The 20,557-nt window shown below is 42.7% G+C and carries 16 protein-coding genes; 4 read left to right on the forward strand and 12 right to left on the reverse strand.

Annotated features, from left to right (window positions below):
- Positions 1–493 precede the first annotated feature (493 nt).
- From FJ023_08830 to FJ023_08845, 4 genes are read left to right on the forward strand one after another with little or no spacing between them, the layout of a single operon-like run.
- Positions 494–1,564, forward strand: a complete 1,071-nt coding sequence (locus FJ023_08830; GenBank protein ID MBM4447425.1) for a methyltransferase domain-containing protein — start codon at positions 494–496, stop codon at positions 1,562–1,564.
- A 15-nt stretch (positions 1,565–1,579) separates the two neighbouring features.
- Complete coding sequence (asnB, locus tag FJ023_08835) at positions 1,580–3,517, forward strand: asparagine synthase (glutamine-hydrolyzing) (GenBank protein ID MBM4447426.1); 1,938 nt, start codon at positions 1,580–1,582, stop codon at positions 3,515–3,517.
- A gap of 12 nt (positions 3,518–3,529) precedes the next feature.
- Positions 3,530–4,486, forward strand: coding sequence for an NAD-dependent epimerase/dehydratase family protein (locus tag FJ023_08840; GenBank protein ID MBM4447427.1), 957 nt, complete (start codon positions 3,530–3,532; stop codon positions 4,484–4,486).
- Entirely contained in the window at positions 4,486–5,574 is a 1,089-nt protein-coding gene (locus tag FJ023_08845; protein ID MBM4447428.1) for an NAD-dependent epimerase/dehydratase family protein, read from the forward strand. Before FJ023_08840 ends, FJ023_08845 begins: the two co-directional genes overlap by 1 nt.
- Positions 5,575–5,636: 62 nt before the next feature.
- On the opposite strand, the gene FJ023_08850 is transcribed toward FJ023_08845, so the two are convergent.
- The 12 genes from FJ023_08850 to FJ023_08905 form a co-directional block, all read right to left on the reverse strand.
- Positions 5,637–6,809 carry a glycosyltransferase gene (locus tag FJ023_08850; protein MBM4447429.1) on the reverse strand — a complete coding sequence of 391 codons (1,173 nt, stop codon included), beginning with the start codon at positions 6,807–6,809 and terminating at the stop codon, positions 5,637–5,639.
- Complete coding sequence (locus FJ023_08855; protein ID MBM4447430.1) at positions 6,806–9,556, reverse strand: DUF2206 domain-containing protein; 2,751 nt, start codon at positions 9,554–9,556, stop codon at positions 6,806–6,808. Before FJ023_08855 ends, FJ023_08850 begins: the two co-directional genes overlap by 4 nt.
- A 150-nt stretch (positions 9,557–9,706) precedes the next feature.
- Positions 9,707–10,801 carry a UDP-N-acetylglucosamine 2-epimerase (non-hydrolyzing) gene (locus tag FJ023_08860; GenBank protein MBM4447431.1) on the reverse strand — a complete coding sequence of 365 codons (1,095 nt, stop codon included), beginning with the start codon at positions 10,799–10,801 and terminating at the stop codon, positions 9,707–9,709.
- 7 nt (positions 10,802–10,808) lie between these two features.
- Complete coding sequence (locus tag FJ023_08865; GenBank protein ID MBM4447432.1) at positions 10,809–11,834, reverse strand: NAD-dependent epimerase/dehydratase family protein; 1,026 nt, start codon at positions 11,832–11,834, stop codon at positions 10,809–10,811.
- Positions 11,834–12,685, reverse strand: coding sequence for an SDR family oxidoreductase (locus tag FJ023_08870; protein ID MBM4447433.1), 852 nt, complete (start codon positions 12,683–12,685; stop codon positions 11,834–11,836). Before FJ023_08870 ends, FJ023_08865 begins: the two co-directional genes overlap by 1 nt.
- An 81-nt stretch (positions 12,686–12,766) precedes the next feature.
- Positions 12,767–13,966: a glycosyltransferase family 4 protein gene (locus FJ023_08875; protein MBM4447434.1), complete on the reverse strand. Its 1,200-nt coding sequence runs from the start codon at positions 13,964–13,966 to the stop codon at positions 12,767–12,769.
- Between the two features lie 243 nt (positions 13,967–14,209).
- Positions 14,210–15,433 carry a GDP-mannose 4,6-dehydratase gene (locus tag FJ023_08880; GenBank protein MBM4447435.1) on the reverse strand — a complete coding sequence of 408 codons (1,224 nt, stop codon included), beginning with the start codon at positions 15,431–15,433 and terminating at the stop codon, positions 14,210–14,212.
- Positions 15,434–15,524: 91 nt separating this feature from the next.
- Positions 15,525–16,304: a glycosyltransferase family 2 protein gene (locus FJ023_08885; GenBank protein ID MBM4447436.1), complete on the reverse strand. Its 780-nt coding sequence runs from the start codon at positions 16,302–16,304 to the stop codon at positions 15,525–15,527.
- A complete protein-coding gene (locus FJ023_08890) occupies positions 16,285–17,166 on the reverse strand; it encodes an NAD-dependent epimerase/dehydratase family protein (GenBank protein MBM4447437.1) in 882 nt (293 codons plus the stop codon). The genes FJ023_08885 and FJ023_08890 overlap by 20 nt, the downstream gene beginning before the upstream one ends.
- Before the next feature lie 172 nt (positions 17,167–17,338).
- The gene (gene glmS, locus FJ023_08895) at positions 17,339–19,114 is read right to left on the reverse strand and encodes a glutamine--fructose-6-phosphate transaminase (isomerizing) (protein MBM4447438.1); all 1,776 of its coding nucleotides are present in this window, start codon (positions 19,112–19,114) and stop codon (positions 17,339–17,341) included.
- 174 nt (positions 19,115–19,288) lie between these two features.
- The gene (queA, locus tag FJ023_08900) at positions 19,289–20,317 is read right to left on the reverse strand and encodes a tRNA preQ1(34) S-adenosylmethionine ribosyltransferase-isomerase QueA (protein MBM4447439.1); all 1,029 of its coding nucleotides are present in this window, start codon (positions 20,315–20,317) and stop codon (positions 19,289–19,291) included.
- A gap of 13 nt (positions 20,318–20,330) precedes the next feature.
- Positions 20,331–20,555: a DUF2905 domain-containing protein gene (locus tag FJ023_08905; protein MBM4447440.1), complete on the reverse strand. Its 225-nt coding sequence runs from the start codon at positions 20,553–20,555 to the stop codon at positions 20,331–20,333.
- Positions 20,556–20,557 lie beyond the last annotated feature (2 nt).

Raw genomic sequence — 20,557 nt, forward strand, 5'->3', positions numbered from 1 at the left:
TACTCAAGCCAGGAGTGCATTATATTGAAATTAAGAAGGACTGGAGCAATATCACTGATGTTATAAGGCAGATAGAGGATGTGGAATTTTGTGAGCAGATTGCTGATAATGCCTATCGGGATATTGTTGAATCAGATTTATACACATATCGCAATTTTGTCCAGATAGTCCTTAGTCATGTTAAGAGTGTACATCAGCACATGTCTATCAATAATCCTGATGACTCGCGTTATTTGAAGCTATTGGAACTTCGTGAGAGATTTCCTCTTATTTTTTCACCAGTTGCCTTTTCAATTGCATATCTCAAAGACGTTGTTTATAAGTGCCTTTTGAAGCTAAACTTATATGAAGATTACAAAAGAATCGAAGCTATATTTAAGAAGACGATGATGAAAAATTATGTTTAGTTACTCAGGTAGATAGACCGGTGCCCACATCAATTATAAGATGGGTAGGTTCACGAGAATACAGGAACATGTGAGGTTCGTGTGAGATGAGCAAAACAAAGATGAACTTGTATGTAGCTCTGGGCTATGCTTCGTCTGTGGCTAAGCGTATAGTGATTGGTGAAATATCAGTAGTCTCGTTGTATGAATACTTGAAGTTATACTTGATACGGCGGATATCATCAATTTATAAAGTGATTACCAAGAGAAAATATCCTGAACTGATGGTTTCGATAAGAGTATGTTCTCCAGATGAGGCAACTGCTGTAGACCAATATTGGGGTGAATATACGGTTAATTCACTTCCCTTCTCAACACGATGGGAATCTCAAAAGTATTACGAGTGGCTGATTGAAGAATATCCATTATTAGCTGAGTTTATGGATTTTGGTAAAAAACGTGATAACCAGGTAGTCCTTGACTATGGATGCGGACCTGGAAACGACATATTTCGACTTCTGGTTCTCAACAATGCCAAGAAGGTAATAGGCGTGGACGTATCCTTGAAAACGCTGAAACTAGCGAGACAGAGGTTATCACTATACAAAATCAATCCTGAAAGATTAGAGTTAATTCAATGCTCGGATTCGGTTGGCTCTCTGCCAGTAGACAGCGAGAGCATTGACTATATCAATTGTGTCGGAGTTTTGCACCACATGACTAAGCCGGAGAAAATCCTTGGTGAATTTTTCAGGGTACTTAAGAAGAACTCTACGGGTAGTATTATGGTTTATAATCAGAATAGTATTTTCTTCCACGTTTATATCGCTTATCTGCTTATGGTAATTGAGAACAAATTTAGTGGAATGTGTGTGAAAGATGCTTTTGCCAAAAATACTGACGGCCCAAATTGCCCCATTTCAAGATGCTACAGGCCAGATGAATTCATTTCAATTTGTAGAAACACGGGCTTTGAAGTTAATTATGTGGGAGGTTATTTCCATCGCATGGAGCTGCATTGGTTAAGAAAATTTCGCCAGAAGGCCTTAAAAAATGAAAGCTTAGCACAAGAACACACTGAGTTCTTAAGTAAATTGAAATACGATGAAAGAGGATACCCTAAATTTGAGCGGAGGCATGCTGGAATTGGAGGAGTGTATAAAATTTTCAAAAGGTAGGAAACAACTTATCTAATGTGCGGAATAGCTGGAATATTCAACACAACATTGAATATCTATCCTGATTTAGAAGCGCATTTGCAGGCTATGAACCAGATTCAGGCTCACCGAGGTCCAGATGCTGATAAAACATGGATACATCCGGACGGGTTTACAGGCTTTGGTCACAGGCGTTTGGCGATTATCGATTTGAAAACAGGCGCCCAGCCTTTAGCCGATGGACAAAACGTTATATGCTACAACGGAGAAATATACAACTACATTGAACTGAAAGAGCAGCTAGAGGGATTTTATAACTTCAAAACCCAATCGGACACCGAGGTTATCTTAGCTGCCTACAAAAAGTGGGGCACCGACTGTGTTAATCATTTGAGGGGAATGTTTGCCTTCGCCATCTGGGACGAATCGAAAAAACAGCTATTTTGCGCTAGGGACCGTTTTGGCATAAAGCCTTTTTACTATACCATCGTTGATAATATATTTTATTTCGCCTCGGAAGCTAAAGCACTGCTGCCATTTTTGTCAGCAATAGAGACCGACCTTAATGGTTTGAAGGATTATTTTGTATTTCAATTATGCCTCGGCGATAAAACGCTCTTTATGAATATAAAACAACTCTTGCCGGCACACATTCTGACGGTTAGAAATGGTCAGCTAACCACTAAAAAATACTGGGAGGTAAATTATACCTTAGACTGGGAGCGTACTGAGCATTATTTTCACCGTCGGGTGAGAGAGCTCCTTGAAGACTCGATACGTTTTCATTTAAGAAGCGATGTTCCAATCGGCGCCTATTTGAGCGGCGGCATCGATTCAAGTTTAGTAGCGACGCTGGCCAATAAATACCGGAGGCAAAATGATTTCAAGGTCTTCCATGGCAAATTCAGTCTCGGCAAAGAGTATGACGAGTCGGAATATGCCAAAGAGGTGGCGCAGAAACAAAAGTTCAATCTACTTGAGATAGATATAAAGAGCAATGATTTTATTGACAATGTAACGAAGGTCATTTATCACTTGGATTACCCTGCTGCAGGGCCGGGTTCGTTTCCCCAGTATATGGTCTCTCAGTTAGCCGGCAAAAATTTAAAGGTGGTTCTAGGAGGGCAGGGTGGGGATGAAGTCTTCGGGGGGTATGCTAGGTATTTGCTGGCTTATTTCGAGCAATGTATTAAGGGTGCGATTGATGGTACCCTTCACAGCGGAAAATTCATAGTTACCTATGAGTCCATAATTCCAAATCTTCGCACCTTGCAAGAATATAAACCACTAATGAAGGAATTCTGGAGCGACGGCCTTTTTGAAGATAGGGACAGGCGCTATTTCAGATTGATTAGCAGGGCCAATACCTTAAAGGAAGAGGTCAATTGGAAAGTCCTGGAGCCTTACTCTGCATTTGAAACGTTTAAGAAGGTATTCTGGAGTGAGAATGTGGAAAAGGAGTCATACTTCGACAGCATGACTCACTTTGATTTCAAAACCTTATTGCCGGCATTGCTGCAGGTGGAAGACCGAATGAGTATGGCACATGGACTGGAGTCGAGAGTTCCCATTTTAGACCATCCCCTCATTGAGTTTGTGGCGACTGTCCCATCGAACATAAAATTTCAAAATGGTGAGCTAAAGCACCTATTAAAGACAACTTTTAGCGATATTCTCCCACCAAAGATTGTTAACCGAAAGGACAAGATGGGCTTTCCCGTTCCATTTGATGAATGGATGAGAGGAGATATTCGTGAGTTTATATCTGACATTTTTTCAAGTAAAAAAGCTCGCCAAAGGGAATATCTAAACCCTGAATTTGATATCAGCTCTCTAATTTCTAAAGAAGATAGGTTTAGCCGTAAACTATGGGGGCTTTTATGCCTAGAATTATGGCAGCAGGAATTTCACGATAAGGCAAATTACTATCAAAAGATGACGAAGGAAACATGCAAACAGGCGTTTCCCCCTTAAAGGAGAGTGGAAATGGACATTTTAATTACCGGTGGCGCTGGATTTATTGGTTCACACATAGCCGATAGATTGCTGGCTGAGGGGCATAAGGTATTGGTGATAGATAATTATCAGACTGCAAGGAGAGATAATTTAGTCCCTCACCAGAATCTAACAGTGGTCGAAGGAACCATTGCTGATAAGAAATTGGTGGACAAACTGTTTCATGAATTTCAGCCAGAGCAGGTAATTCACGCTGCAGCTTCTTTTAAGGACCCTAATAACTGGCTGGAGGATGCAATTACCAACGTGGTGGGGACAATTAATATCGTAATGGCTTCAAAAAATTCGAATGTTAGAAGATTGATTTACTTTCAGACGGCTCTATGCTATGGATTAACGCCATTGGAACAACCTATAACCTTAAAACACCCTTTGTTTTCCGGCAGCTATGCTGGAGGCAGCAGCTACGCTATAAGTAAGACCGCCGGCGAACAGTACATTGAGCTGAGCGGATTGGACTTTATTTCATTCCGTCTGGCGAATGGCTATGGGCCGAGGAACATAACTGGTCCGCTGCCGACTTTTTATCAACGGCTAACAACAAATAAGCCATGCTTTGTGATGGATACGCGGCGAGATTTTATTTACATAGACGATATCGTTGAAGTTGTCATGAAAGCCTTAAAGGGTGCTGGAAGTGGAGGATACTATAATATTTCCACAGGCTCGGATTCTTCGATTAAAGAGCTCTTTGATGCCACCGTAAAGGCATTGGGCATTAAGTTGGATAAGGAAGTCGAGGTGCGTTCACGGGGACCAGATGATGTATATTCGATTTTGTTAGACTCTTCGAAAACTAAACATGATTTCGGCTGGGACGCTAAAACCCCACTGGAAACCGGTGTCAAAAAAACGATTGAGTGGTATAAAACACACGGCGTAAGCCAGACCTACACCCACTTGAAATCCGCCGAGCCAAAGAGATAATGGACGCTGTGACCAAAAGCTTTGATAAGGCAAATATTCTTGTTATAGGTGGTGCTGGATTTATCGGCAGCAATCTGGTTGAAACACTACTCCAGTCATCAAAAACCGTAGCGATTACAATCGTTGACAATCTTCTTTCCGCGGAACGAATAAATGTTCCGGACAATATCCGGGTCGATTTTATCGAAGGGTCAATCACTGATGATAAAATATTGTCTCGTATCAAAGATGAATTTGATTATGTCTTTCATTTGGCAACTTATCACGGCAATCAAAGTTCGATTGTTGATCCGCTAGCTGACCATGAGAACAACACTTTAACAACTCTAAAGTTATACGAACATATCAAAGATTTCGAAAAAATTAAAAGGGTAGTTTACTCATCTTCAGGTTGTTCCGTAGCCAAGAAAACTTACGGAGATGCTGTCGCTACGACCGAAGCCGACCCAATAGAGATAAAACAGGATAGCCCTTATTCCATTTCTAAAATTATCGGGGAATTCTATTCAGTCTATTATCATAAGCAGCATAATCTTCCGACTGTACGAGCCAGGTTTCAAAATGTGTACGGCCCAGGTGAGATTTTGGGTGCAGGTAAATGGCGTGGCACACCAGCAACGGTGTGGCGCAATGTAATTCCCACCTTTATCTACAAAGCATTGAAGGGAATCCCTTTGCCCGTTGAGGGTAAGGGTATTGCTAGCCGAGATTTCATATTCGGTGAAGATATATGCCGTGGTTTAATAGCCTGTGCAGCAAAAGGAAGGTCTGGTGATGTTTATAATCTTGCCAGCGGTAAAGAAACAACAATACTTGAGTTGGCATCTTTAATTAACGGATTAACGGGTAATAATGCCAACCTTGAATACTTGCCAAAGAGGCCGTGGGATAGTTCAGAGAAGCGTTTTGGAAGTACTTTCAAAGCTAAACAAGAACTTGGTTTTGAAGCAATCGTCGGGCTTAAGGATGGACTGGTAAAAACAATTGAATGGACAAAAGATAATTTGCATATAATCGAGGCGACAATTGCCAAGCATGATGACAAGATGCGTAAATACCTGACTGAAACGGGATTAGCATCCATATAGTCCGACTTTTCCGAACTATGAATCAAACGTCAGCAGTCATGGCAATTTGATCACACATTGTTTTATGAATCATCGATTACAGCTTTATACAACGCTTCAATCCGGTTAGCTATAATATTCCATGCGAATTGCGTCTCAGCTAACACCCGTGCCTGCTTACCCGTCTCTTGTCTTAATCTCTCATCTGCGAGGACTACACTCAGGGCATGCCTCAATTGCATCCTGTCATATGGAACCACATATCCCGCCTGATAGCTCTCCACCCAGTTTGCTAGACCACAGCGATTTGTAACAATTACCGGAATGGAGCAGGCGCATGCCTCTAGAGCTGTAATGGGTCCTACATCAGAAAGTGAAGGTGCAACATAAACATCAGCATCTAAATACGCGGTGAGCTTTTCCCTCCCGTAGAGAGGCCCTGTAAATAAAATTTCGTTGTTAATCCCAAGAGCGGTTATCAATTGCATCAGGACAGACAGATATCCATCATCAGGTCCCACAATCGCCAGTTTAGCATCAGATACTTCCTTTACCAGCTCGGCAAATGACTCGACTAGCAAATCTGGGCCTTTTATTTTATGTATTCTGCCTAAATACAGAATCACTTTCTGTTTATCACCTATGCCATATTTTTTCCTGAATCGTCCTTTTTGCGGCAGCTTTCGGAACTCAGACAAGTCTATCCCATTAGGAATAATTTCTATTTTATCTTGGCTCACACCCATGGTCTTATATTGCTCCGCTTCCACTTCTGTAACAGCAATGATTTTGGACGCATTCCTCAAAAGCCTATAACCATAAATAGCATCGTAAACCCGTTTTACTCTCTGCAAAGCTATCATTCTGGGTAAGGACCCCTGAGCTTGCAGAAGGTAGGGTACGTTGCCTTTTTGGGCATAATGGGCAACTACAGGCCCCTCAAAAGTCCTGAAGTCATGTATATGTATTACATCAAACTCTCTGAGTCTATTTCTTGCTGTTTTAACCAGGGACGGGCTTAAGAAGAAGGCGCGATAGTGCATAACATAGGGGAAATAGTGTACTTCTATACCGTCGACTACCACTAGCTCGCTTTTGATTTTTTTCTTCAGGTCTAAAGTGTTTGCCGCCCACACTTCAACACTGTGCCCTCGCCTAACAAGCTCCCTGCTGATGTAGTAGGCAGCTTGAGTTGCTCCACCAGCGAAACTGCGTGGCTGCGGTGGAAAGATGCCACATATCTGTAAGGTCTTCATTTTTCGTTTTGATAGGGTAACAGCACTTGGGCGCCCCCATTATTGTAGATTCTGTTTTCATCATTGACAAGCTGAGGTAAGCCCAGGATGGCATCGAAGCCGATGCTCTGCCTGGCGGCATATACAGTAGGGAAAGTCAGCATCCTGTTATCAGTGTTCCAGGCTCTAAAGTAGATATAGCACGGAAAAGTCATGTCCTTGAGATCAGCGGGAAATGGGGGCATCCTGATAGTGCCACGCTCAACTATATTAGCAAGCGCTTTTTCATCTCCCCAGTAATCAGGAAAGGCAAGCATTCCATGATAGTCAACATAGATAGGACAGTCATCGGCCTTAAGTTTTGAAAGCCAAGTAGCTGCGGTGATGTCTTGTGTCACAAAAACCGTGTTTAAATCCATCCGATGGCTGGACAACGCTATAGAGTAGGGCATGTCGATGAAATACGTGGTTTTGCTTTTACTCAGCTCGAAAACCAAGCCACTGTTCAAGATAAAGTATGGTATCAATATCATGAGGATGGGAAATCGAAGAAGCGCTAGACTATCATGTCCTGACCTAGAGAGTACGCAGCTTTTTCGGAATACCCCAACTAACTTAGCTATACCTTGGGCAACGGCTTCGCCACCGAATATGAACAGGGGGCAAATAAGGAGCAAGGTGATTTGCCAGATACGGGTGACACCAAGACCATAGGAGTGTGTAGGCAAGAGGAAAATGCCTAGCAGGATTGCAATACTGACGATGGTAAGCGAGAGGTATTCAGCTTTGAATTGCCCCAGTGTTCCAGGACGGAAAATAAATCTGATAAACCCAATGATTAGGCAGAGCTGGACGAGGTATTGAAATATGCGCCAAACCTTACCTCCTGGTGATGCCCAAATAAAGTCCAGGCCTAAGGCAGTCTGAACCAAAGGCTCTCTGGCTAACGGATTCAACATCGGGAACCTAGTAGTTAGATTTTGAACAAAACCAGGTAACTCTATTCCAGGCAACTCTGTTATTGCTGCCTGTGACAATGTAGGTACCCATGTGACGAAGTACCAGCATTGCGACCACTCCGATATGCCATAGGCATTTGAGGCATCTACCCTCCAGAAATATACGGTTTTCTGTTCAAGTTCTGCAGTAACATCATAGTGGGTGTCCGTTATCCCAGCCTTATCGATAACTAGCTCAGTAAAATTGGCATCGGACGATACCTGCAACCAGTATGAGGTTGCCCAAGGGGAGGCAGCCCACTCCAGGCGAGGTGTCAGATTCACTATGCCTGAGTTAGCGGCCGGCGATATCAAATTTGGTGCTGGTGGTGCCTCAGTTTCTCGCGGAGGACTAATATATTGAGTCAACGGTTCACTTACGGCCTTAGCAGTGTTTATAACAATTTGAGTGCCCAGCAGGCTAGTTCCAGAGGCAACAACACCGTAGTAACCAAACATGAAAACCAAGCTCAGGCAAACAATGGTGGCTAATGCTTTCCTGCTGAAAGCGCCCGGTGCGGCTAAATCTGCAGGTAAGGAGTTTGATTTTCCTATCAGCCACTGCCATATTGCACGACCAAACCGGCTTTTAATGAAGATGAGCACAAGTACACCAAATGTCAGGTAGCCGATAGCATAGCCAGTCCCCATTCCATAGTGAGACACTATTACACCAAAGCCAAAAATGAGAACCAAGGCAGTCCTCTGGACTAAGGTCAACTTACGGTCAACCATCAGCAATATCACAAGGACAAAGAATAGCTCAGAAACCTGTTGTCTAGCGAGTTGGACCATGTCCATGGTAAACATGGGCATGGTGATGAAAAAGGCCGTGGCAAGAAAGGCATATTGGGGTCTTATTTGTAGACGAAGCATACGGAAGAGTGCCAGAGGCATCAGGGCAAAGAAAACTGGATAAACTATCTTGAACAGCCAGACAATGTCAATGTTAAGCAACAATGAATAGACGGGTGCAAGCATAACTATACTCAGACAGGCGTTTACAGGGACAGCCACGGCAGCATTCCAGAAGCCATTTTGTGCCACCACCCAGGCAAAGTAATACTCCAAGTGAATATCGCTGCCCACCAGATAGTTCGATACAAGGGTAGTCTGGTATAAGAGCGCCAGGGCCATCATGACTATCGTGAAAGGATAAGCTTGCGGTGGAATGACTTTGTTAAAGGCGACCACACCAATGATAATAGCAACTATGACAATGAGGATTAGAAGAAGGAGGTTGCTTTGATAGGCATTGGCCATACTAGTGCCCAAAATAGCCAGGAGAGGCAGCAGAATAGCCAGCAGGTAGGGATTAAGATTTTTCCCAAAACCAACTTTGCTCTCCTTCTTGTTGGCATCGGCTGGTATGCTGGTCAGATGAAAGTCTTTATCGCGCAGATAAGCAAAAGCGCATAGAATTAATAGGAAAACAGTAAAAGAAACCACCAGTGGACCCACAGAGATGGGGTGCTTGATTCCCAAAGGAGGCAAGGCGAAATTCGCCAGTGTGCCTACTGCCATCACAAAAGCAAGGCTTAGACCTACAGAGTAGAGCAGGCTTTCTATTATGCTTATATTGTGGATTCTAAGGATTCTAAGGAGCAGAATACCCGGAACGAAGGTGAGAAGGGCAAAACCAACAATTTGCCTTAGAATGGGGATATCAAGGCCCAAGGCTGCGAGTCCTATTAGCCCAAGCGTAGCTAATAACAGGCTAACTGAAAGTACCAGGCACTTTTTGATGGGCCAGTCATTAAAAGCCGTCATAGCTGAGAACCTGCTTATGAGAGTACAGCATAGGGTATCATAACATAACTTGTCAGCTATGCCTTCTGTCCGCCAGTTTCGTTCGGGTATTATCGAATGTATCCAGTCTCAGGTGGTTCACTCCAGGATTGTCTTAACCGCTGGACTTAATCAAGCGTCAGTGCTTCTGAGATAGCCGAGGATAATCTTGACTACTTTTGATGAGACATCTTTATCTAAGTATCCTGCCGGGGGTTCCCATTCTTGTTTCTCTGTCAATGCAATCTCCACAGCTTTCAATATCAAATCTGGCGAAATACTGGCTAGCATGTTGCTACCACTTTCAATCGTTTCCGGTCTTTCAGTCACATCTCTGATGGTGATGTTTGGCAGCTTGAGGATTGAGCACTCCTCTTGAACAGTTCCACTATCGGTAACGATGCATAATGCATTCTTTTCCAGAGCAACAAAGTCAAAAAAACCAAACGGTTTTGAGAAGCGGATGTCCTTATTGGTTGTCCTTAGATTAAACTGTGCTATCTTACTTTTTGTTCGCGGGTGCAAGCTGCAGATAACAGGAAAGTTGTATTTTTCATTTATTTTGCCCAGGCCAGCGAGAATGCTCTTAAGTCTGTGTTCACAATCGACAGTTTCTGCTCGGTGCATGGTAACAAGAAAATATTTTTTCGGCTGCACCTCTAATTTACTCAGTATTTTGCTGCTCTCAATCTCCTTTGAGCAGTGCCCTATGACCTCATATATAGGGTTTCCGATAACAAAGATTACCTCATTGCTAATCCCCTCATTAAGCAGGTTCTCTTTGCTCCTATAGGTATATGGGAGAAGTATGGTGCTGCAATGGTCAATAATTTTTCTATTTACCTCTTCAGGAACGCGGTAATCGAAACAACGGTTTCCTGCTTCCATATGGAAAACAGGTATTCCCATTCTTTTAGCCACAATGCTTGCCAGCCCACTGTTAGTGTCACCCAGGATGAGTATCCTGTCAGGTCTTTCCTTCAGGATTACCTTCTCAGTTTCGATAATTATTTTCCCTGCCTGTTCGCCGAATGTATCAGCTTTTACTCCCAGATAATAGTTTGGTTGTCTCAAGTCTAAATCACTAAAAAAAATCGAGCTAAGGTTCTCATCGAAATTCTGACCAGTATGAACAAGGACATGGTCGCAATATATGTCCAGTTTCTTGATAATTAGACTTAATCTAATAATCTCGGGCCTGGTACCCAATATAGTCATAACTTTCATTTTAGCCTCAACACTTTAATAGCCTCTCATTTTCCAGAAAATCCTTTAACTCGCTTTTACTCATTGTCCGGTCGGCAGAGGAAAGCTCTTTGGCCAGCGCGGGCATATCAATTTCGCCCCTCCATATTTCTTGAAGAATTGGGCGAATCACATAGTAGTTGCCTTTTTTAACCGTCCTCGATATCTCCTCTTCAGAAACTAGTATCTCATGTATTTTCTCCCCTGGCCGTATGCCGGTATATTCTATGTCAATCTTTCTTCCTCCAATCATAACTTCAGCTAAATCCACTATTTTTGCGGAGGGAAGGTCCGGAACATAGATATCACCGGCTTTACCTAGCCGAATAGCATCAAAGATGATGTTACAAGCAGTATTTAGGGTTAGCAGGAATCTTGTCATTTCCTTTGTAGTAATAGTGACAGGCCCACCATTTTTTATCTGCTCTTTAAAGAGGAGAATAACTGACCCTCTTGATGCTGCTACATTGCCATATCTGGCACAAATGAACTTAGTATTGGGGCATCTAAGATTTGCCTCTATTACTAATCTTTCCTGAATTGCTTTGCACATGCCATAAACATTGACTGGCTTACAAGCTTTATCAGTGGAGACAGCAATGACCGTCTCAACCCTAGTTTCATTTTCCGCAATGGCGCGAATTATGTTCTGAACTCCCAGAAGGTTTGTCTTTACTGATTCGTAGGGGAAATACTCGCAAACGGGAACTTGCTTAAGTGCTGCAGCATGTATTACTATCTCAGCCTCCTTCACGCTTCTGAGTATTGACTCATATTCCCTTATATCGCCAATGCGAAAATCTAATATCCCTTCAGCATCGTGATAAAGCACATCATCAGTAGCCACCTTTATGTTCTTCCACTCCAATCTCATCAAATACTGTTTATCTTCATCTCGGGAAAAAATGATAACCTTCTTGGGTATACCTAAATCGCCGGTCATTATCTTACGTACCAGGCTATTCCCTAGCGACCCAGTACCGCCGGTAATCAAAACTGTTTTATTTTGAAAAATCATTTCGCTCTCCATTGCTGGTATTGTCGGGCATCATGAGCAAACTCATCAATCATTGCTGCCCAAGAGAGAGGCTCAAAACCAGTCTTGTTTCTGTAAAGTGTTGAGTCCAGACTTCTATCACAATAGAAATCTGGATATTCTTCAATCTCGATATCAAGCCCCATCCTGTCGCGTATAAGGGTAAGGAGCTCAAATTTACTGATTGGCTCAGATGAAATGTGATAGACACCACTTAGATTTTGCTCTTTAGCAATTATTTTGGCTGTAATTTGGGCGAAGTGAAGAGTGGGGAAGCCGCTAAATATGGCATTGGTGAAACCGTTAACCTTCCCCCCCCGGTTGGATAGAAACCACTCTATTAGGTTGTTTGTGGTTGACAATTCCCTGCCGATAAGCGAAGTCCTTATAGTTAATACCCCTTCCCCACTTACCTCGCCGAGATATTTGGTCTTTCCATATATATCCTCTGCATCGGGGATATCATTTTCTTGGTAGTTTCCCTTTCTGCCTGAGAATACGCAATCTGTACTGATATGAATCAACCGTGTTTTCCCTCTTGTGCAAATTTCGTATAGCTGATGCGGAAATAGTGAATTTATCCAGATGTTAGATAGCCTGTCTTGTGCCTCATTCACAGATTTTACTATCCCTATGCAGTTAATTACCACATCAGGGGCAATTCTTTCGATTATCGCCTCTATCAAGGAAATTTTGACAGCATCAACATTGGGAATTATATCAGATTCCCGGAAGAATCCGAATCTGCTGACGTTGCTATAATCACTTCTAATTGTGCCAGCTACATCAAATGCTGTTGCAAGCATTTGATAGACCTTATGCCCCAACATTCCAGCAACGCCCAAGACCAGTATTTTCACAAGAAACCTCTGTTCAAATCGGCTCCCATTTGGCCTCGTGTCTAATGCAACCTATCTATCGCTTTTCTCCGCTATGGCTCGGTTTAGAAATTTCTCAAACTTATCGGTAATACTGTCCCAACTGCGACTTTCAACAAATCTTCTCGCTTTTGCCCCAAGCTCATCTAATTTCCCTTCAGCAACCAATCCCGCTGCCTTTTTAACGACATCCTCCGGTCTATCCACATAGACAAAGCCGTTATCCTCACCAAATTCCTCCACGACGCCAGGAAGTCTAGTCGAAACAATTGGTTTCCTCATGGCCATATAATCAAAAAGCTTTAAAGGAACAATCTCTCTCATCATCTCCACATTATGAAAAGGCAATAGACAAACATCGGCAGCAGCCACCAAGCCAGGAATCTCATCGTAAGGTCTTCTGCCTGTAAGGATTAGCCTATCTCGCAAACCGTATTCTTCCTGGATTTGCCGAAGCTCACATTCTGATGAGCCATCACCTACAATTAGGAATTTAAGACGGGGGTCATTAATTCTGGCCAGTTCCAGTGCTACCTCTCTCACACCTGTAAACTGATCTAATCCGCCTACAAAAAAGAGTACAATATCACCTTTCTTAATTCCGTGCTGTGCTCTTACCTCACTATCATCTATGGCAGGGTCAAATTTTCCAGGATCGATGCCAAATCCTAATATGTGAGTCTGTTCAGGACAAGCTCCCATCCGTAGCAAGTAGTTCCTTAGACTCGTATTGGTCGCAATTATCATATCTGCTTGCCTCAATGTCCTTCTTTCAATGCCTTTGCCTAGAGGTTGAAACAACTTAAATGGTATGAGCGTATGAAGTAAATCTATCCAGTAGTAAACAAAAGGGATATTTCTCGTGTTCGCCTCTCTCGCAGCCAGATAACTGTTAAGTATGCCGAACCCGACTATTACGTCAGGTGCAAAGTCCTCTATCTGACGCCGAATCTCCTTCCTATGAGAAAATATCAGGGAGACATAATCCAGCACTGGGACCTTCACAATGCCGGGACGGATTACTGTGATCACTGCACCAGTATAGATTCTGGATACATTATTAAAGACATGTCGCCTAGAATATAACCCTCTATTATCTTCTATTCTCCATAGAATCTCGTGGTCAATAACACAAACCTTATGACCTCTTAGCGATAGTTTCTCCGCCAGGTGGTGCTGGTTGTGAGGTCCCCTCTTGAACCAGTCGCTTTCCTGAATTATGAGAATTCTCATCTTACCTCATTTGATGGAAACTGACGGTGATTCACGCAGATTAGCAGAGATTTAATCATGTTCGATGTCATATATCCTAAGTCTTTTTCTCTTTCTTTGTATTCTACCACCATAGCCCTTTCTAGTTTCTGTGCAATAGGGTTACCTTGAATCCCACGAGCTCTAATCCAGTATAGCCAACCAAAGGTTTCTCTGTTTCAAGAACTTTTTCCACGCCAATAAGTATTTTCCCTGTCTGCCCTGCTATCGAGCCGGATCCAAGAAATAGTTCAACTGGTCTCCAATTATGTCTTTCAGGCTGCGCTGTACCTCAAAACCAAGTTTCTCGATTTTGGATGTTTTTGCTAACAACATAGGCACCTCAGCTGCCCTGAACTTTTCTTTATCAAATTCTATAGGAATTTTCTCTTTATCAGTAATAGCAATAAGTCCCACGTCTGAAAGCTGAAACTCTAACTTGCCTTCCACCATCAATCTATCCACCCTGGTCTTTTCAAAGGAAAGGCCAAATAGCTTCGAGCTATCCATATCGCTGGGATTATCTATCTTCTTATCACCGCTAAATGTTTCAACTCTGTTAACATTGTAACCAGCACATTCAAGACTCAATAAAAGGTAGCTTAGCACTGAGTTAGTTCTCTGTGAGCCCTGATTATAGACATCTCCATACCTACCTTTCTCAACTAATAAGCAATAACCCTTTAAGACATCATTGACATGTGACCAATCTCTAAAGGCATTGACATTGCCTATAACCAGCTTCCCAATTTCACCACGCCTATATTGCATCACCTGTCGCGTAATCGATGAGGTTACAAACATCTTGCCCCTGCCAGCGCCTTCGTGGTTAAAACCCCTGGAGACTACCGTCTTAAGACCAAAGCATGTATGATAATTTCTCACAAGATAGTCGGCATATACCTTACTGACAGCATAAGGAGACATAGGCCGCAGCGGGTTGCTTTCTGTAATCGGTAACTCAGGGATACTTATAGGCGGAGGAAAAACCACACCATATTTACTTATTGCGTGTTGATACTGTGCGTCCGAAAAAAACACCAGCCCATATTCCTCACTACTTCCTGCGAAGACTATTACTGGATCCAAGCCTTTGTTTCTAACCGCCTCAAGGAGATTGGCCGTTCCCAAACAATTCACATCCATGGTTTCAATCGGTGAGGAAAATGACCTTGGAATAAAGGATTGGGCAGCAAGATGGAAGACGACATCTGGTTTGGCCTGGTCTAAAGCAAAGGCAACGCTTGAAATGTCCCGTATGTCTCCTTCTAGCAGGACTGCCTCATTCTCAATTCCCAGATACCTAATATTTTGTGGGATACTGCCATCAGCCCGTCTTCTGAACAGTCCAAAGACATTCGCTCCTTCATTAAGGAGATGCTTCGCCATGTGTGAACCGACAAAACCGCTTATGCCGGTAATGAATATGTTCTTGCTCTTTAAACTCAATTTAGCCTCTGCTCAAGTTAAAGCCCACAATTCGCATTGGATTTGCATTACGGCCCCATAAAGTATATAGACGTACAACTGAAATATTCTATCATCTTATGCCTAAATCTTTTAAGAGCTTCCAAGTTAGTAATTTTAGAGTCTTCAAACCATCTCTAAGAATGGAAAGACGAGAAATCTTGGAATCCCAATTACAGTTGACGGGAACATTCTGAATACGAAATCCATTCTTTGCTGCCTCATATATTATTTCAGTCTCTATCTCAAATCCCTGCGAGACGATATTCAGTTTGTCCCATTTTTCTTTTTTAATCGCTTTAAAGCCATTTTCAGCATCTGCTACCCTAATCCATTTCATAGGACATTTAAACAAAGTAATTAGCGGTAAAAGAAACGAAATAATAATTGAGGTAGCTAGCGAAGCAAGCTTATTAGTAAGCCGCCTCGGCAAATAGGAGCTAAACATTTTTAAACTGCGGAAGTCTCTAGAACCAACAACCAAGTCTGCTCTATTTTGACTAACAGGGGCAATCATGCTCGGTATATCTTCTGGGTAATGAGCGCCATCTCCATCAAGGAATACAAGTACGTCCCCGGTTGCAGAAAGGGCACCGTCTCTTATAGCAGCACCTTTGCCTAAACTACAAATATGGGATATGGTTATGGCACCACTTTGCTGTGCAGTGTCTTTAGTACTATCTTTTGAGCCATCATCGACAACAATTATCTCAAAGTTACGCCCGTGAAGGGTTGCCTTAGTCCTGGCAATGAGATCACCAATGGAATCTGCCTCGTTCTTAGCTGGAATAATTACACTCACCCCTCTTTTCAATGTATCCTTCCCCGAAATTCTAGTAATCCGCCAGCCAATCCTTAATTTCCTCTATACTTAAGACCTCTCCATCCTCGGAGCACTCAGTCGTTAAATCTGAAACAACCTCTTTTTGCCACGGCAAAAGCAATCTTTCATGCATCTTTTCACCCCCTCTTAATCCTACGACCTCTATCTTAGTTTTCTTATCTCCGTAAAGTTCAACCATGGCTTTTACCAAATCTCCCAGCTTCGCGACTTTTTGAAACGGTATATATATTTTCCCACTTTCACCTTGCTCAATGACTTGTATGATAAAGGCGACTAAAGCATTTACACCAATAAAGAACCTTGTCATTTCTAAATCCGTGATTGTTATCTTATTACTTTGTTTTATTTCTTGTCTCCATCTTTGTATTACACTACCACTTGAGCCAAAGATATTGCCACTTCTGACTACCATATACCTGCGCTCTGGCTCTTTTCGCGCTTGCTCCAGTACTAATTTCTCCAAAAGAAGTTTGGTAGCACCATAACAGCCCGTAGCCTCAACGGCTTTGTCTGTCGACATTCCTATAAAAGTATCTCCCGAGAACAGCTCCAACAAATTCATGGTCGCAATGATATTTACCGAAATAGCCTCCGATGGATATAGCTCACAAAAATCAATATGTTTCATTGCTGCTAAGTGTATTACTGTGTCAACATCCTTAAGAACATGTCCTAGTGTGTCGACTTCTTTTATGTCACCTATGATAGGCTTTAATCTACTATTGTTGTTGCAGGCTACCAGCATTTCTACAATTTCGTTTTCATGCCGTGAAATTGACCTAATTTCGATGTCACTATATTTGTCCAGCAACTTTTTAATCAAGTGCTTGCCCAGAAAACCAGCTCCACCGGTTATCAAAACTCTATCCATTTTTTCCTCCACTCCAGATTGGAGTTCTGTTTATTATACTATTCTCAATGACGGCTGCCTGATAGATGTGTCTGCTACCTCTGGATATCATATCACTGGTAAGCAGCTCTTTGGCTAATCTGAGGACTGCAGCACTAATTTCCGACATGTCAGCCCAGTATTTCAATAAGTATTATTTTACGGTCACAGATTTTGCCAGGTTACGAGGTCTATCTGGGTCATAGCCTCGGCTAACCGCCAAATGATATGCTAGCAGCTGAAGAGGGACTACAGTGACTACAGGATACAATAGCTCATTGACCTTAGGAACTTTCACCCAGAAATCATATATTTCGTTTTTCTTATCAGAGACGGCGATGATATAAGCACCTCGTGACTTAGCCTCTATGGCGTTGCTTAAAGTCTCACGATGGGTATAATCATCAGGACAGATTACAGCTACCGGTATCCCTGGCTCGATGAGGGCTAGAGTGCCATGTTTCAATTCGCCAGCAGGCATCCCTTCAGCATGAATATAGGAGATTTCTTTGAGCTTCAAGGCCGCTTCAGAAGCAATAGCGAAGTTAATTCCCCTAGCTATGTAGTAGAAGTCGTTCTTGTCCTTTAATTCCTGACTCAGATTTTTGAGTTTTTTGTTATTCCACTCGATAGCCTCAGACACTTTATCACTGATACCCCTGAGGTCGGCAACAGCTTTGTCAAAGTGACTAACCATTGAGGAAGCCAGTAGGTAAAAGACCACTAATTGGCTGACAAAAGACTTGGTAGCTGCGACACATAGTTCAGGGCCACAATTTAGGTGGATAACATGGTGGCTCATCTCAGTCAATTGGGACTGGGGCCTATTGACAATAGAGACGATCTGGGCACCGGCATCTCTAGCTCTTTTCACTCCTTGGATAACATCGGCCGTTTCGCCACTTTGAGAGACAGCTAAGACCACGGTATTTCTGTCGACAGAATCGGTAAAATAGTGAAATTCAGAGGCCATAACCACATCACAAAACTTCCTACCGACTTTGGAGAACAGATATCTGCCAACTAGGGCAGCGTATCTGGAAGTACCGCAAGCAGTAACTATCACCTGGCCTGCTCTCAAAATATCCATAGAGACTCTAGTGAACAACTCCTTATCCTGGTTAGTAGATGCCTCGATGGTCTGCGGTTGCTCCATAATCTCCTTGAGCATGAAAAATGGATAGCCTTGTTTATCACTATCACACCATTTCGAGTCGATGTATGTAGCTTCTTTCGCTATTTTATTGCCTGCAGCATCGAATAGTTCGATCCCGTTAGTCGTTAGTACTGCTACCTCAGTATCAGCTAAAGGCATCAACTGGTTAGCCAGCCCGGAGAAAGCCAAGGCATCGCTGGCAACAAAATAGCCATGTTCGCTTACTCCAATAGCCAGAGGGTTGTCTTTTCTTGTGCCGACAATTTTGCCCGGATCACGAGAAGATATAACCAGAAATGCATAGGAGCCTTCTAGTTTCGGTGCAATAGCTAAAACTGCCGCTTCAAGAGAGCTTCCCTTTTTCATTTCATCTTCAATAAGATGTGGTATGGTTTCGGTATCAGTTTCTGAAGCGAAGCGATGTCCATTGCTAATGAGATGTTGGCGGAGTTCCTGATAATTCTCAATTATGCCATTGTGAACGACAGCTATCGTACCGGTAGAATCACAATGCGGGTGAGCATTGGCCAGAGTAACACCACCATGAGTTGCCCATCGGGTATGGCCAATGGCTACGTTTCCTGGTAATGAGCTTAGATTATGCTTGCTCTGAATTTCCTCAAGCTTGCCGGTATCTTTTGTAACAGACAATTGCCCGTCGGATATGGTAGCCATGCCTGCTGAGTCATAGCCACGGTACTCCACACGCTTCAAACCTTCAAAAACAAGTGGAGCTGCTGTTTGTTTGCCACAATAGCCGATAATACCGCACATTTTTAGCCAGCTAAATTCCAGAACGGTTAAACTTTCCTATCACTGTTACCCTGGAGTAAATTATATATATATGATGGCTAATTGGCAAAGCCATAGGGTTATTTCTATTTTCCAATTTCTATACTCAATAGCACTTGACACTTACTTAAAGCAAACTTCATCGAAAATGCCGCCTTAAAAAATTAACATGGCATCACCAAAGCTATAAAATCGGTAGCCGAGATTCTTTGCTTGTTCGTACGCCCGCAAGATAAAATCTCTACTGGCAAAGGCCGAAACTAACATAAGTAAAGTTGATCTAGGTAAATGGAAGTTGGTGACGAGGGCATCTATTACACGAAATTTATATCCGGGCAGGATAAATAAATCAATCCAGCCAGCAAAAGGTTGAATGGTACCAGCTTGGGCTGCTGCCTCGAGCATCCTAGCTGTACTGGTACCCACAGCTATTATCTTTTTGCCTCGTTTTTTAGTCCAAGTAAGCAAAGCAGCTACTTCCGAGGTTATTTCCCCATACTCTTTGTGAATGGGGTGCTGACTCGGTTCATCAACTCGAACTGGGCGGAAAGTGTCAAGTCCGATATGAAGAGTAACAAAAGCTAGTTGAATGCCTTTGTGCTGCAACTCATTTAAAAGTCTTGGCGTAAAATGCAGTCCAGCGGTGGGCGCGGCTACGCTTCCATTTATTTCGGCATAGACTGTCTGATAACGTTCTGGTTCAGTTAGTGTGGTGCGGATATAAGGAGGCAAGGGAACCTGGCCAAGTTTCTCAAGTAAACTTTCCTCTGAAAAACTCACGACTCTAGTGCCGTTCTCCCCATGTTCTATCACCTCAGCTATTAGCTTTACATCAATGTCATCAAGTCTGCTAGTTATCTTGATTCTTGTTCCAACTGCAGTCTTTCTACCTGGATACACTAGTGTCTCCCAGAGGGCGTTGCCCAGCCTACGCAATAGCAGAATTTCCACTTTTGCGCCGCTATCTTCTCTTTGTCCCAAAATCCGTGCCGGGATAACACGGCTATTGTTAAAAACTAAAGTGTCCCCATCTTGAAGATAATTGCAAATCTCATAAAAGTATCGGTGTTCTAGGGAGTTAGTGTTTCTATGGATAATCATCAGACGGGACCTGTCTCGCGGCTCAGTAGGTATTTGAGCGATGTGCTCAGCAGGTAAGTGGTAGTCAAAATCACTGGTCTTCATCAAAAGTGGCTTCTTATCTATTCATAAAGTGCAAGATAACATTAACTATAATAGTTATCAGGACACTTAAAATAAGGATGGTGATAATAGGGAAATAAAAGGAAAAACCGTCTCTCTTTATAAATATATCTCCAGGCAGCTTGCCCAAAAAGGGCACGTGTTGGCTGAAAACAAGTATCAGTCCCAGGATTACTATGATTCCGCCAACTATAAGCAGAATTTTGCCGATTCCTTCCATAT

This window comes from Chloroflexota bacterium, from assembly GCA_016875875.1.
Classification (GTDB): domain Bacteria; phylum Chloroflexota; class Dehalococcoidia; order GIF9; family UBA5629; genus 9FT-COMBO-48-23.